General features: G+C 62.3%; 12 protein-coding genes. 1 reads left to right on the plus strand and 11 read right to left on the minus strand.

Features of this window, described 5'->3' with window-relative positions; genetic code table 11:
- Positions 1 to 182: 182 nt before the first annotated feature.
- The 4 genes from OKW41_RS18295 to OKW41_RS18310 all read right to left on the minus strand — a co-directional run bounded on the left by OKW41_RS18295 (position 183) and on the right by OKW41_RS18310 (position 4,491).
- A complete protein-coding gene (locus OKW41_RS18295; RefSeq protein ID WP_429573509.1) occupies positions 183 to 1,313 on the minus strand; it encodes an ABC transporter ATP-binding protein in 1,131 nt (376 codons plus the stop codon).
- Between the two features lie 70 nt (positions 1,314 to 1,383).
- On the minus strand, positions 1,384 to 2,214 hold the full coding sequence (locus OKW41_RS18300) for a carbohydrate ABC transporter permease (protein WP_184023548.1): 831 nt from the start codon (positions 2,212 to 2,214) through the stop codon (positions 1,384 to 1,386).
- Between the two features lie 3 nt (positions 2,215 to 2,217).
- The gene (locus OKW41_RS18305) at positions 2,218 to 3,135 is read right to left on the minus strand and encodes a carbohydrate ABC transporter permease (RefSeq protein ID WP_429573510.1); all 918 of its coding nucleotides are present in this window, start codon (positions 3,133 to 3,135) and stop codon (positions 2,218 to 2,220) included.
- A gap of 60 nt (positions 3,136 to 3,195) precedes the next feature.
- Positions 3,196 to 4,491: an extracellular solute-binding protein gene (locus OKW41_RS18310; RefSeq protein WP_429573511.1), complete on the minus strand. Its 1,296-nt coding sequence runs from the start codon at positions 4,489 to 4,491 to the stop codon at positions 3,196 to 3,198.
- Between the two features lie 272 nt (positions 4,492 to 4,763).
- Here OKW41_RS18310 and OKW41_RS18315 point away from each other — a divergent pair, with 272 nt between their 5' ends.
- Positions 4,764 to 5,813 (plus strand): LacI family DNA-binding transcriptional regulator, encoded by a 1,050-nt coding sequence (locus OKW41_RS18315; RefSeq protein WP_429573512.1) that lies wholly within the window; start codon positions 4,764 to 4,766, stop codon positions 5,811 to 5,813.
- On the opposite strand, the gene OKW41_RS18320 is transcribed toward OKW41_RS18315, so the two are convergent.
- The 7 genes from OKW41_RS18320 to OKW41_RS18350 form a co-directional block, all read right to left on the minus strand.
- Positions 5,792 to 6,181: a type II toxin-antitoxin system VapC family toxin gene (locus OKW41_RS18320; RefSeq protein ID WP_090810623.1), complete on the minus strand. Its 390-nt coding sequence runs from the start codon at positions 6,179 to 6,181 to the stop codon at positions 5,792 to 5,794. The two genes, OKW41_RS18315 and OKW41_RS18320, sit on opposite strands and share 22 nt — an antisense overlap.
- Positions 6,181 to 6,411 carry a type II toxin-antitoxin system Phd/YefM family antitoxin gene (locus OKW41_RS18325; RefSeq protein WP_008921569.1) on the minus strand — a complete coding sequence of 77 codons (231 nt, stop codon included), beginning with the start codon at positions 6,409 to 6,411 and terminating at the stop codon, positions 6,181 to 6,183. The genes OKW41_RS18320 and OKW41_RS18325 overlap by 1 nt, the downstream gene beginning before the upstream one ends.
- Before the next feature lie 854 nt (positions 6,412 to 7,265).
- Entirely contained in the window at positions 7,266 to 8,396 is a 1,131-nt protein-coding gene (locus OKW41_RS18330) for an ABC transporter ATP-binding protein (protein ID WP_429573513.1), read from the minus strand.
- Between the two features lie 112 nt (positions 8,397 to 8,508).
- Entirely contained in the window at positions 8,509 to 9,846 is a 1,338-nt protein-coding gene (locus OKW41_RS18335; protein WP_429573514.1) for a GH1 family beta-glucosidase, read from the minus strand.
- A gap of 58 nt (positions 9,847 to 9,904) precedes the next feature.
- A complete protein-coding gene (locus tag OKW41_RS18340; protein ID WP_090810629.1) occupies positions 9,905 to 10,735 on the minus strand; it encodes a carbohydrate ABC transporter permease in 831 nt (276 codons plus the stop codon).
- Complete coding sequence (locus OKW41_RS18345; RefSeq protein WP_429573515.1) at positions 10,732 to 11,766, minus strand: carbohydrate ABC transporter permease; 1,035 nt, start codon at positions 11,764 to 11,766, stop codon at positions 10,732 to 10,734. The genes OKW41_RS18340 and OKW41_RS18345 overlap by 4 nt, the downstream gene beginning before the upstream one ends.
- Positions 11,767 to 11,896: 130 nt before the next feature.
- Entirely contained in the window at positions 11,897 to 13,144 is a 1,248-nt protein-coding gene (locus OKW41_RS18350) for an ABC transporter substrate-binding protein (RefSeq protein ID WP_429573516.1), read from the minus strand.
- Positions 13,145 to 13,299: the final 155 nt, after the last annotated feature.

Here is a 13,299-nt window from a genome sequence, read left to right on the forward strand (position 1 = left end):
ATGCCATCCCCTTCTATTTCAGATACCTTTCCGCACTTCGCAGTCCTGCTAATCGATCGAACGCAGCCGCAACTCGTATTCGCCGTGTTTGATCGACTACGGGTCATTCGTTTGGCTCTAGCGACACGATGCGGTGGGACTGCGCCTGCTCGCGTCGTCCGAGTACCGCGATCGCAAGCGGATCAGTGCAGACGCGGCAGCGCGAAATCCTTGTCGTCGAACACGTGGCACGCGTGCGGTGCGAACGCCAGTTCGACGCGTTCGTCGTGCGTCACGCCACCGTCGCCGGGCAGCTTGGCGATCATCGTGTTGCCGTCGCGCCCGCCACCGTCCACATGCACGTAGCTGTGCTCGCCCATCCGTTCGACCAGGCGCACGGCGCAGCGGATTGTCTGCACGCCGGCCTGCGCCGATGGCAGGGCGAGGTGCTCCGGCCGGATGCCGAGCGTGACCTGCGAACCGACGCGCTGCCTGCGGCCGTCGACCTCGGCGCGCACGCGCTCGCCCGTGGTCAGCTCGACCTGAATGCCCTTGGCGTCGACCGCGAGCACCGTGGCCGGCATGAAGTTCATCTTCGGCGAACCGATGAAGCCTGCGACGAAGCGGCTCTTCGGCCGGTGGTACAGATCGAGCGGCGCGCCGATCTGCGCGATGCTGCCGTGTTTTTCCATGTCCGCGCCGGCGTGCAGCAGCACGATCTTGTCGGCGAGCGCCATCGCTTCGATCTGGTCGTGGGTGACGTACACCGCGCTCGCGCGGTTGAACTCGCGATGCAAACGGGCGATTTCGGTACGCGTCTGCACGCGCAGCGCGGCGTCGAGATTCGACAGCGGCTCGTCGAACAGGAACACGCCCGGCTCGCGCACGATTGCGCGCCCGATCGCCACGCGTTGGCGCTGGCCGCCGGACAGCGCGGCGGGGCGGCGTTCGAGGTAGCTGTCGAGTTGCAGCGCGGCAGCGGCGCTGCGCACCTTCCTGTCGATGGTGGCCTTATCGACCTTCGCCTGACGCAGGCCGAATGCCATGTTCTCGTACACGCTCATATGCGGATAGAGCGCATAGTTCTGGAACACCATCGCGACCTGGCGCTTCGCGGGTTCGACGTTGTTCATCAGTTGACCGTCGATGCGCAGTTCGCCGTCGGTGATCGATTCGAGACCGGCGATCATGCGCAGCAGCGTGGACTTGCCGCAGCCCGACGGCCCGAGGAACACGCAGAATTCGTCCTTGCCGACTTCGAGGTTGGCGTCGCGGATCACCGAGTTACCGCTCGTATAGGACTTCTGTACGTTAGTGAGAGAGATGCTTGCCATATCGTTTATGCGAAGTTCGGTGTGCGGGCCAACTTTGGCCCACACGATTCGAGGTGAGGTGCGATGCGGATCAGCCCTTGAGCGAGCCGGCCATCATCCCCTTGATCACGCGCTCCTGACCGAACGCGTAGGCAACGATCAGCGGCAACGACGTGAGCACGAGGACAGACAGCATCGAGGGTATGTTCGACGCGTATTGCCCCATGAAGTCCCAAATCGCGAGCGGCAGCGTACGGTGTTCGGCCGTCGACGTGAGCATGTACGCGAAGATGAACTCGTTCCACAGACCAATGCCGTTGAAGATCGTCACGGTGGCGAGCCCCGGTGCCGAAAGCGGGAAGAAAATACGCCAGAAGATGCGGAACGGACTGCAGCCGTCGAGCTGCGCCGCTTCTTCGAGCTCGCGCGGAATCTGGCGCATGAACTCGGTCAGGATGAAGATCGACACCGGCAGACTGAGGGCCACATAAGGGCCGAGCAGCGCGAACGCGGTGTCGTAAAGGCCGAGGTTGCGCGTGAGCAGATAGATCGGCACGAGCGTCGCATGCAGCGGCACGATCATGCCGGCGACCACCAGACCGAACAGCGTCTTGTTCAGCGAGAAGCGCAAGCGCGCAAACACGTAGGCCGCCATCGCACTGATGATGACGATCAGCAGCACCGACACGCCCACCGTGAACACGCTGTTACGGAAATAAGTGAAAAACGGCCCCTGCAGCACAGCCGCGTAGTTACCCCAATACAGGTGGCTCGGCGGCGCCCACACTGACGTCGCAAAGGTCTCTTCCTGGCTCTTGAAACTCGATGCGACCATGAAGAGAAACGGAATCGTCGTGACGGCCAGCCAAATCAGTGCCAGCAGAGGAACCCCCACGCGGGGGAAGCGTAGTTTCTTGTTCATGGTTCAGACCTCGGTTGCATAACGGCGGGTGAAGTACATCGACACCGCCGCCACTGTGATGACGATAAGGAACATCGCCGAGCCGATGGTGCTGCCGTAGCCGAGTTGGAACGAACTGAACACTGTGCGATACATGTAGGTGGCCATCACCTCGGACGAGCCTTCGGGGCCGCCACCGGTCATGACGAAGACGAGATCGAAGTAACGCAGCGACCCGAGCACCGACAGCAGCACAGCGGTGCGCACCGTGCCTTGCAGGTGCGGCAGCTTGATGCGCCAGAAAATGGTCCACTCGGATGCGCCGTCGAGGAGCGCAGCCTCGTTGACCTCGGCCGGCATCGACGAGAGGCCGGCGAGGAACAGAATCATGTAGAAAGGCGCGTTCTGCCAGATGATCACGGTGATGGTCGCAGCCAGCGAAAAATGCGGATCGCCCAGCCAGTCCTTCGCGAGGCCATCAAGCCCGAATGCCTGCAGCGCGACGTTGATGGGACCGAAATTCGGATCGTAGATTTGCTTGAACAGCACACCGATCGCCACGCTCGACATCAGCAGCGGCAGGAAATAGAGAACCTTGAGCAAGCGCGAGCCACGACCGGCCTTCTCCAGCAGCACGGCGAGCGCGAGCGCGATCGGAAGCTGGACGACGATCGACGCGACAGCAAGAATCACGTTGTTCTTCAGCGATTGCCAGAACACCGTGTCGTGCGCGAGCCGCGCCCAGTTCGCGAGCCCGATATAACGGGCAGTGTTGCCGAGGCCGTTCCAGTCGAGCAGCGACAGCCGCAGGCTGGAGACGAGCGGATAAAGCAGGAACACGGCCAGCAGCAGCAGCGACGGCGCAAGAAACACAACCGTGACGAGCGTTTGCGATGAAAATCTCAGCCGGCGTTCTGGTGTAGCGGAAAGTGCGATATTCACGGGCTTGTATGCCGACCGGCACCTCGCGGTGCCGGTCGGACTTTTCTTTAAGACTGGAGATCAGCCGCCCTTCTTCGAAGCGGCTTCCATTTGCTGCGTAGCAGCCTCAGGCGTCAGCGACAGACCGAACAGTGCTTGCGTCGTGTCCTTGTGCATTTCACCGAGGGCCGGCGGCAGTGCCTGGTCGTACCAGAGCTGCACGCTCGGAGCGGCGGCAAGCATTTGCTGCAGACGCTGCGTGAACGGATCGTCGATCTTGACGTTATTGACCGGCGGGAGCTTGTGGTCATCCGACGCGCGAGCCTGCATCGCCTGCTCGTCGGTCAGTGCCTGGATCAGCTTGAACGCTGCGTCCGGCGTCTTGCACTCGGTCGAGATGCTGAGGAAGCCGTCGCCGACCGTCCCGATCAGGTCGCGCGGATCACCCTTGCCACCCGGCACGCTCGGGAACGCGAAGAAGTCCAGATCCTTCGAGAACGTCGGATTTTCGTTCGCGATCGTCGAAGCTTCCCAGGCGCCCATCAGCTCCATGGCAGCCTTGCCCGTGTACAGCAGGCGGCGCGAGGCGCCCGAGTCGTAATCGAGACCGTTGATGCCCGGTGCGAACGCGCCAGCCTTCACGAGTTCCTGAATGCGCTTGCCGGCTTCGACGAACGCCGGATCTTCGAAGCCCTTGCCCTTGCCTTCGATCGCGTCCTTCACGACTTGCGGACCTCCGATACGGTCGACGAGGTACATGTAGTACATCGAACCGGTCCACTTGTTCTTGTTCGCGAGCGAGAACGCTGCAACGTTGTGCGACTTCAGCACTTCAACGACGTGCATCAGTTCATCCCACGTCTTCGGCGGCGTGATGCCGTACTTCTTGAAGACTTCCTTGTTGTAGAAGATCACCGCGGCCGCCGCGTTTTCGGCGGCAACACCGTAGGTCTTGCCGTCGAACGTCGTGACATTCCACGACGCTTGCATGAAGCGGCTGCGGTACGCCGGATCCTTCTCCAGGTACGGCGTGAGGTCGGCGATCTGGCCGGATCTCACGTACTCGTGCAGCCCGCCGCCGCCCCAGTTCTCGAACACGCACGGCGGCTGGTTCGCGCCGAAGGCGACCTTCAGCTTAGTCTTGTATGCCTCGTTCAGGACGTGCGAATTCTCGACCTTGTAGCCCGGAACCGCCTTTTCGAATCGATCCGACGCGTCGCGAATGATCTTGCTCGACGACGCATTGGTCTGCTGGTCCCATACCGTGATCGTTTTGGAGTCCGCCGCTACGGCGTTCGAAACAACTGCAGACAACGAAAACAGCAGCGCCGTCGCGCCGATGATGGACCGCGCTTTAAACAAAGCCGGGTACGCCATGGGTGTGTCCCCTCTTCTGGATTTATAAGAAATCACCAAAACATTAACGTTAGCCTTAACGTTAGTGAATGTTAGGTCGATGCGTGAAGTAAGGCTATGCGGGATTTTACCTGGTCCCGGCGGGCTGCGACGCAACTGCCGGATAAGATGGACCGATTGTGGGAAAGCTGAAATATAAAGGGTTCTGCTAGAATAACGACTACATAAACGGTATCGCTAACGCGATTAGCGAGTCGCCCCATCCAATGACCTCTCGCACACCTTCGACCCGCATGGCAAGACAGACCCCAACGCTTGAGCACGTTGCCAAGCTTGCCGGGGTGTCCCAGATGACCGCGTCGCGCGCCCTCAACGGCCGTCCCGGCGTGTCGCGCGAAACCCGCGACGAAGTACTGAGAATCGCGTCGGACATCGGTTACGTCGTCAACCGCACCGCACAGAAACTATCGGGCGGCCGCAACGGCATCATCGGCATCATCACGCCAACACTCGACACGCAATTCTCCAGCGAACTGATTCTCGGCGCGGGCCGTGCGGCGCGTGGCGCGGGCTGCGAGATGCTGGTCTACACGGTGTTCGACGAAGATCGTCATACGCATCACGACCTGCTTGGGCTCATCCAGCAATTCTCCGACGGTATCCTCGCCATTCTTCCGCGCGAGTCGCTGTGCCTCGAGGCGCTCGCCACCGCGAAGGTACCGGTCGTCGTCGTCGATCAGCGCGGCACGCTGACGGGCTTCCCGTCGGTGTCGGTCGACAACTACGGCGGCGCCTGTCTCGCGGTCGAGCACCTCGCCGAGCTCGGTCACAAGCGCATCGCGTTTCTGGCCGGCGACGAAACGATCGAAGGCGTGCGCGACCGGCAACGCGGCTATCACGACACGCTGGCTCGCCTCGGCCTGCCACGCGAAAACGCGCTGGTCGCCGCGGGCGACCTGTCGCAAATGATGGCGTTCGACGTCACGTTCGACCTGCTGAATCTCGCCGAGCCGCCCACCGCGATCTTCACGGCCAACGACCAGAGCGCGTTCGGCGTGATCGCCGCGATCCGCGAAGCGGGTCTGCGCGTGCCGGACGACATCTCGGTGATCGGCTTCGACGACATCCCGATGTCCGAGCAGTTTCACCCGGCGCTCACCACGATCCGCCAACCGTTCCAGCAAATGGCGCGCTCGGCGGTCAACACGCTGCTCGCGCAGATCGCCGGGATCGACGCCGCTTCGCAACGCATCACGCTGCCGGCGGAACTGGTGGTGCGCGATTCCACCGGCCCCGTCCGCACCAGGCAGCGCCGCGGCCGTCACCAGATCGTTTCGACGTAAGTCGACGCGCGCACTTTCGCATCCGAAGTCACGAGCGCGCCGCCATGCGTGCGCGCGGTCGCGACGATCAGGCGTTGATGCAAGGCGAGCGTGGGCGGCAGCGTGGCCGCGCGAAACGCGATCTCGGTGTCGACCGGGATCATCCGCACGCCGTCGAGCGACAGAAACGTCGACATCCAACTGCGCGCGTCCATCGACAGCCCGAGACTGCCGACCTTCACGAACTCCGCGATTTCGAACGCACTGATTGCCGAAATCAGGATCTCGCCGCCGGCGAGCTCCCGATCGATCGCATCGTGCGCGGCCTGGCTCAGCGCTTTCTGCCTGCCGAGCCAGCACACGAGCGCAAGCGTGTCGAGCGTGATCATTACTCGTCCTGCTCGGCAGTGACAGGCTGCAACGCGTGCTTCAGGTTGAAATGCGTAATCGACGCGCGCAGCAGCTCGAGCGGATTTTCCTGCTTGCTGCGATACGGCCGGATTTCGATGGTGGGTTGCCCGCGGTCGGTGACGACCACGGTTTCGCCCAATGCCTCGACCTGACGGAACAGCTCGCAGGCCCGGGACTTGAAAATGGCTTTAGACACTCGCTTTTCCATGACGCTCTCCACCCAGCAAAAATCCAACGGTATTTTTTGTATCGGGCAGTGCGCCCGCAGGCGAACACCAGCGATGCGTGCCCGACATTCTTTATCAACCTTGCTCTCAGTCGTTGCTTCCCAGCCTACTGCCAGGAGCTCCCTCGAGCTCCAATCCAACTCGCGGCGACAACTACCGTAACCGCGACACAGCCTGCATCGGTAGCGCCAATTCCTGCGCGCAACCGATGCACGTTCATCTAATCAATTGGTTTTACACAGACCGCTCTGGCCATACCGGGTCGTGCCGGATAGCGGCGCGGCGCGTCTTGGCTTGCAATGTTTTGCCCCGTGTTATAGATCTTCGAATAGATGCAAACTTGCTGAACGTTACCCTTAACGTTAGCGGATGTTAATGGCGCATGTTCGCGGCCGCCATGCGGAGTTTACCTAAGCTCCGAACCACTATCCGACCCCTCGACTGGACCCTCTAAATCAAGCCCGGCAAGGAGAAAGCTCGATGCAAGGCGTCGAAAGTAACGCGTAATATTTAATGCGAACTGGCTAACATCATCGCTGCTTGCGTCAGTCTTCGTCGTTCGATGCAGGGGGCCCTGATGAAGGCTCCGCATCGAAATGCACGATCCACGCATGCAACGATTCGCGCGGCTTCTTCAGCCTGCCGCGCTGCTGCGGCTCTCGTTCGGTAGCCGGTTGCCCGCGGTTCGGGGCAGCGGCGGTTTCACCAGACGTCCGGTCAGACCGGTGCCCGGACGGATTGCTAGTCGCGGCCTTGCCATCGTTGTTCGCTACATTTTTCTCCATCGCACTATCCGCCATCGGTGTACCGTTGCTCACTCGCCGACATCGGCCTGTCAAACCACCGCGCCGACGTCCTCGCCGACTTCGGGTCGCGCGAGGCTCACCGCGACGCCGTTCGCATCGAACAGCGTGACCGACGACGACGCCACCTTGATCCCGACACGCGCGCTGACCGCGTGCTGCGCGTCCTTCTTGCCGAGCTTCAGCGCGATCGCGTGCGCCATGCCATCGAGTCGAGCATGCAGGATTGAGACGTCGCCGAGATGCTCGACCAGTTCGACACGCGCGGCGAGACCTTCGTCGAGCGAGCCGATGCCCAGATGCTCGGCGCGCACCCCGAGCGTCAACTCGCCACTGACCGGCTGCGCCAGCCGGCCGGGCAGCACGATGCGCTGGCTCGCGCCGGCAAGCGCCACGACGGTTTGCGCATCGCTTCGCGACACCAGCGTTGCGGTCAGCATGTTCATCTGCGGCGAGCCGATGAAGCCGCCGACGAAGCGGTTCGCCGGCCGCTCATACAGATCGAGCGGCGCGCCGGTCTGCTCGATGCAGCCTTTGTTGAACACGACGATCTGCTGGCCCAGCGTCATCGCCTCGATCTGATCGTGCGTGACGTAGATCATCGTCGTGCCGAGTTCGCGATGCAGCTTCGCGAGTTCGATACGCATCTGCACGCGCAGCGCAGCGTCGAGATTCGACAGCGGTTCGTCGAACAGGAACACGCGCGGCTTGCGCACGATCGCCCGTCCGATCGCGACGCGCTGGCGCTGGCCGCCCGACAGCGCCTTCGGTTTGCGCTCCAGCAGATGTGTGATCTGCAGGATCTCGGCGGTACGGCCCACCGCCTCGCGCACTTCCGTTTTCGACTTGCCCGACAGCTTCAGCGAAAAGCCCATGTTTTCCGCTACCGTCATGTGTGGGTAGAGCGCGTAGCTCTGGAACACCATCGAGATGCCGCGGTCCGTGGGCTGCAGATCGTTGACGCGTACGCCGTCGATCAGAATGTCGCCGCCCGTCACCGACTCGAGCCCCGCGATCATGCGCAGCATCGTCGACTTGCCGCAGCCCGACGGTCCCACGAACACCGTGAACTGACCGTCCGGGATGTGCAGGTCGATGCCCTGGATCACCTGCGGTCCTTCGCCATACGTCTTCGTGACGTTGCGCAATACGAGTTCGCCCATTTGATGCCTCCTCCTCAATCCTTGTACTTGCAGACCCCGCGTGACGCTATCGCACTGCCGCACTACTGTCGCGCCACGCGAGGTTCGACGCGCCCGTCGCCGGGCGTGCGCCTCAGCGCCCAGCCGCGACGCCGGCGTGTTGCGCGATCACGTCGCGATACCACCACGCGCTGTCCTTCAGCGTGCGCTGCTGGCTCGCGTAGTCGACGTAGACCATGCCGAAGCGCTTGTCGTAGCCCGACGCCCATTCGAAGTTGTCCATCAGGCTCCAGGCGAAATAGCCGGCCACGTCGACGCCCTGTTTCACCGCGTCCGACAAGGCGGCGAGATGCAGGTCGTAGAAGCGCACGCGCTCGGCGTCGTGCACGCGGCCGTTATCGAGCACGTCTTTCGCCGCGCAGCCGTTCTCGGTGATGTAGATCGGCGGCAACTTGTAGTCGGCGTTGATGCGCGTCAGCAATTCGGTGAGACCTTGCGGATAGACTTCCCAATCCATGTCGGTGAAGCCGAGCGCGCCCGGCGGACGCTTGTCGCCCGATGCGCTCGCGAAGATCCGCGTGTAGTAGTTGACGCCGAGGAAGTCCATCGGCGTGCCGATCACGTCGAAATCGCCGCTCCGGATCACGTCTTGCGGACCGTTCGCGCCATACCATTCCAGCGCCTCGGCCGGATACTCGCCCTTGAACAGCGGGTCCATGTACCAGCGCACGAACTTCGCGTATTCGAGCGACGCGGCGGCCTGATCTTCGGGCGCATCCGTCGCGCCATGCGCCGGCGACTGGTTCAGCACGATGCCGAGCGGCGCCTTCACGCCATCGGCGCGCAGTGCCTGCAACGCGAGACCGTGCGACAGCAGCAGATGGTGCGCGACATGCGCGGCCTTCTTCAGATCGGCGTTGCCCGGCGCGAAATAGCCGGTTGCGTTGCCGAGCCACGCGGTGCACCACGGTTCGTTGTGCGTCGCGATCGATGCAATGCGATCGCCGAGCACGCTGCCGATCTTGCGCGCGTAGTCCGCGAAGCGATAAGCGGTGTCGCGGCTTTCCCAGCCGTTTTGCGTATGCTGCAGCGACAACGGCAGGTCCCAGTGATACAGCGTTGCGAATGGCTGGATGTCGCGCTCGAGCAAACCGTCGACGAGGCGCTCGTAAAACGCGAGGCCCTTGTCGTTGAATGCGCCGCGGCCAGTCGGCTGCACGCGCGGCCAGGCGATCGAAAAGCGATAAGCCTTGACCCCGAGTTCGGCCATCAGGTCGAGGTCTTCCTCGACCAGGTGATAGTGATCGCATGCGACATCGCCGTTCTCGCCGTTCACGACCTTGCCCGGCACGTTGCAGAACGCGTCCCAGATCGACGGGCCGCGGCCGTCCTCATGCGCTGCGCCTTCGATCTGGTAGGAACTGGTGGCGACGCCCCAGACGAAGTCATCGTTGAATCGATACGTCGACATAGATGATGTTGTCCTGAATGTCACGCCCGCGCGGGCGTGAAAAATGAAAGAAAGAATCTCAAGCCTTGACCGCGCCGGTCGTCAGACCGTCGATCAAACGCCGCGAGGTGAATGCGAACAGCACCAGCAACGGCAGCACCGCGACCGCGGAGCCCGCCATCACCGCGCCCCAATCCGAATTGGTCGGACTTTGCAGAATGCGCAGAGCGAGCGGCAGCGTGTACATCGACGGCGAACGCAGCACGACGAGCGCCGACAGGAAGTTGTTCCACGCCTGAATGAAGCTGATCAGTCCAAGCGTGCCCAGCGCCGGTCCCAGCAGCGGCATCACGATGCTCCAGTAGATGCGGAATTCACCGCAGCCGTCGATGCGCGCCGCCTCGATCAGCTCGGACGGAATCGCCGCCGCGACGTACTGGCGCATCAGGAACACGCCGAGCGCGGCGGCCGCGCCAGGTACGTACAGCGCGCGCGGCTGATCGATCCAGCCGAGCAGGTTCATCGTCATGAAGGTCGGAATCATGCCGAGGAACGGCGGCACCAGCATCGCGGTCAGCGCGATCGCGAACAGCGTCTTCTTGAAGCGGAATTCGTACATCGCGAACGCGTAGCCGGCCATCGACGTGACGAGCAGCGTCAGCACGGTTTGCATCGTGGCCGTATAGAAGCTCCAGCCGAGATTGCGCCAGAACGGAATGTGCCGCATCAGCGAGGCCATGTTGTCGAGAAACGCGCTGCCGAACCACAGCGGGGGCGGCATCGAGAAAATCTCGGAACTCGTGTGCGTCGCGAACACGAACATGAAGTAGAACGGCGAGAACATCAGCAGCGCGCCGACCACCACGATCGCGTAGCCAATATAACGGCCCTTGTTGCTCGACGATTTCATCGCTGTGTCTCCTCGTTCATGCCGCTGCGGTGAAAGATCCGCGTGTTCAACCACATCAACGCGCCGATCGAAATGAACAGCAGCCATGCGATCGAACTCGCGGTGCCGAAATCGCCGTCGTGGAATGCGGTGCGATACATATAGACGGCCGTCGTCAGACCGGACTGGCTGGTACCCATGCCTTCGTTCGGCAGCAGGATGAACGGTTCTTCGAACAGTTGCAGCCCACCGATGATCGACAGCGTGACCGCGAAGAAAATCATCGGCTTGATCAGCGGAATCGTGATGCGGGTGAACTGTTGCCAGCCGCTCGCGCCGTCGATGCGCGCGGCCTCGTAAAGGTCTTTCGGAATGGTTTGCAGCGCCGACAGATACAGCACCGTGTTCCAGCCGACATAGCGCCAGAAGATCACCACCGACACCGCCGGCTTGACGTTCTTCGGGTTATAGAGCCACTCGATCGGATGCGCAGGGACGATCCAGTGCAGGCCGGCCAGCTTGCCGAGCTCGGCGATCGCGAGGTTGATCATGCCGAAGTCGGTCGAATACAGCGACGAGAAGATCAGCGCGATCGCGACGCTCGACGTGATGAACGGCAGGAAGTACAGGCCGACCACCAGGTTGCGCCAGCGGCGAAACGCGGTTTGCAGAAAGAATGCGAGCGGCAGCGCCACCAGATGCTGCGGCACGCCGGACATGATCGCCATCGACGCGGTGTTGTACAGCGACTTCCAGTACCACGGGTCGGTCAGCGTGAACGTGAAGTTCGACAGACCCACCCACTTCATGCTCGCGAGCCCCGCCGTCGCGTCCCAGCTTTGGAACGACAGGTACAGCGAAAACAGCAGCGGGAACGCCATGAATAGCGCGAACAGCAGGAAAAATGGACCGAGAAACAGGTAGGGTGCGACTTTCACCGGATCGAGCCGCGAAGTTCTGCGCGGCGCGGCGAACGGCGCGGTCGAGCTCAGCACATCGCTCGCGCGCGCATCGCGGGCGACCTCTTGGGTCGAGGGCAGCGGGGTGTTCATCAATAGTTCCGTCCAGTCGGGCGTGGCCGGGATCGATGACCGGCCGCGCTGTTTGCAGCAGACTTGCAGCGCACTGCGACACACTTCGGTCGCGGCACGCAGCGTGCCGCGACCTTGCATCGATACCGCTTTAACGGCGGACCCGATGCGCGATCTGGTCCTGCGCTTCCTGGAGCGCCGTATGCACGTCTGCGCCGTCGTCGACGACCTTGTCGAGCGCCGAGTGCACCGCTTCCTCGGCGACCTGGTCGTACTTGCTACGCTGGATCGCCGGGATGTGCGAGGCTGCGTCACGCCAGATCAGACGCGCTTTCTCGTTGCCGAGGAATGCGACCGGCTCCGCGAAAAACGTGTCGTTCTGCGCGGCGAGCAGCGCGGGGAATGCGTCGATCGAACGGAACGATGCGAGCTGCGTGTCCTGACGCGTCGTCAGGAACTTGATGAATTCCCACGACATCGGCTTTTGCGTCGCCTTCGCCGGAATCGAGTAAAACGTGCCGCCGAACGATGCGTACGCGTTGTTCGGCAGATTGGCCGCGCGCCACAGACCCTTCGTGTCCGGGGCGATCCACGACGACAGGTGACCACCGAGCCACGCGCCCATCATCTGCGTCGAGACGGTCCCGCGCTTGAAGCTTTCGGCCCATTCGTTCGACCAGGGCGTGATCTTCGCGTCGAGACCGAGGTCGCGTGCTTTCTTCGCGAGTTCGAACGCCTTCACGAAGCGCGGCGACGTGACGACCGGATTGCCGGCCTTGTCGAAGTACACGCCATTGCCTTCCTTCAGGTCGGCGCGAATGTAGATGTCCTCGATATCGCGCGACGATGCCATCAGGTACGCGCCCGTCGCCTTCTTGATCTTCACGCCGGCCGCCAGATACGAGTCCCACGACTTCGTCAGGTCGGCTTCGGTCACGCCCGCCTTGTCGAGAATGTCCTTGCGATAGAACAGCGTGCCCGGACCGATATCGGCCGGCATGCCGACGATCGTGCCGTCCTGCGTGGCCGCCTGCGCGAACGTGTAGTTGATGAACTCGCTCTTGTACTGGCCCGCGCTATACGGCGCCTTCGACAGATCCTCGAGACCGCCGCCCGAGGCGAAGCGGCCGATAAAGCCGACCTCGACCGCCATCACGTCGGGCAGATTGGAGCTCGTCGCGAGTGCGGTGGTCATTGCGTTGTGGTGATCGGCGATCGCGAGCGACGACACCTTGATGTCGACGTCCGGATGCAGCTTCTTCCACGCCGGAAGCGCGTCCTTGATTTCCTGATCCAGCTTCGGAAAGACCGCGACCGTCAACGTGGTGTTGGCGTGCGCGCCGACTGCGGCCAGGCTGAGCAGAACGGCGGTGGCAGAGCCTGAAAAGCGGAATTTCATTACTCGTCTCCTGAAGAACCCTGTTTGAATTGCATTCGATGAATATCCGGTTGCTGCGACCTACTTCCCCTGTTGTCTTTGTTGCTGCTTTGCATGGTGCTGCTCTGCTTGGTGCTGAATGCGCTGCTGAATTTCTGCTTGACTGCCGATACATG

The organism is Paraburkholderia sp. UCT70 (genome assembly GCF_050434085.1).
GTDB classification, from domain to species: Bacteria; Pseudomonadota; Gammaproteobacteria; order Burkholderiales; family Burkholderiaceae; genus Paraburkholderia; species Paraburkholderia tuberum.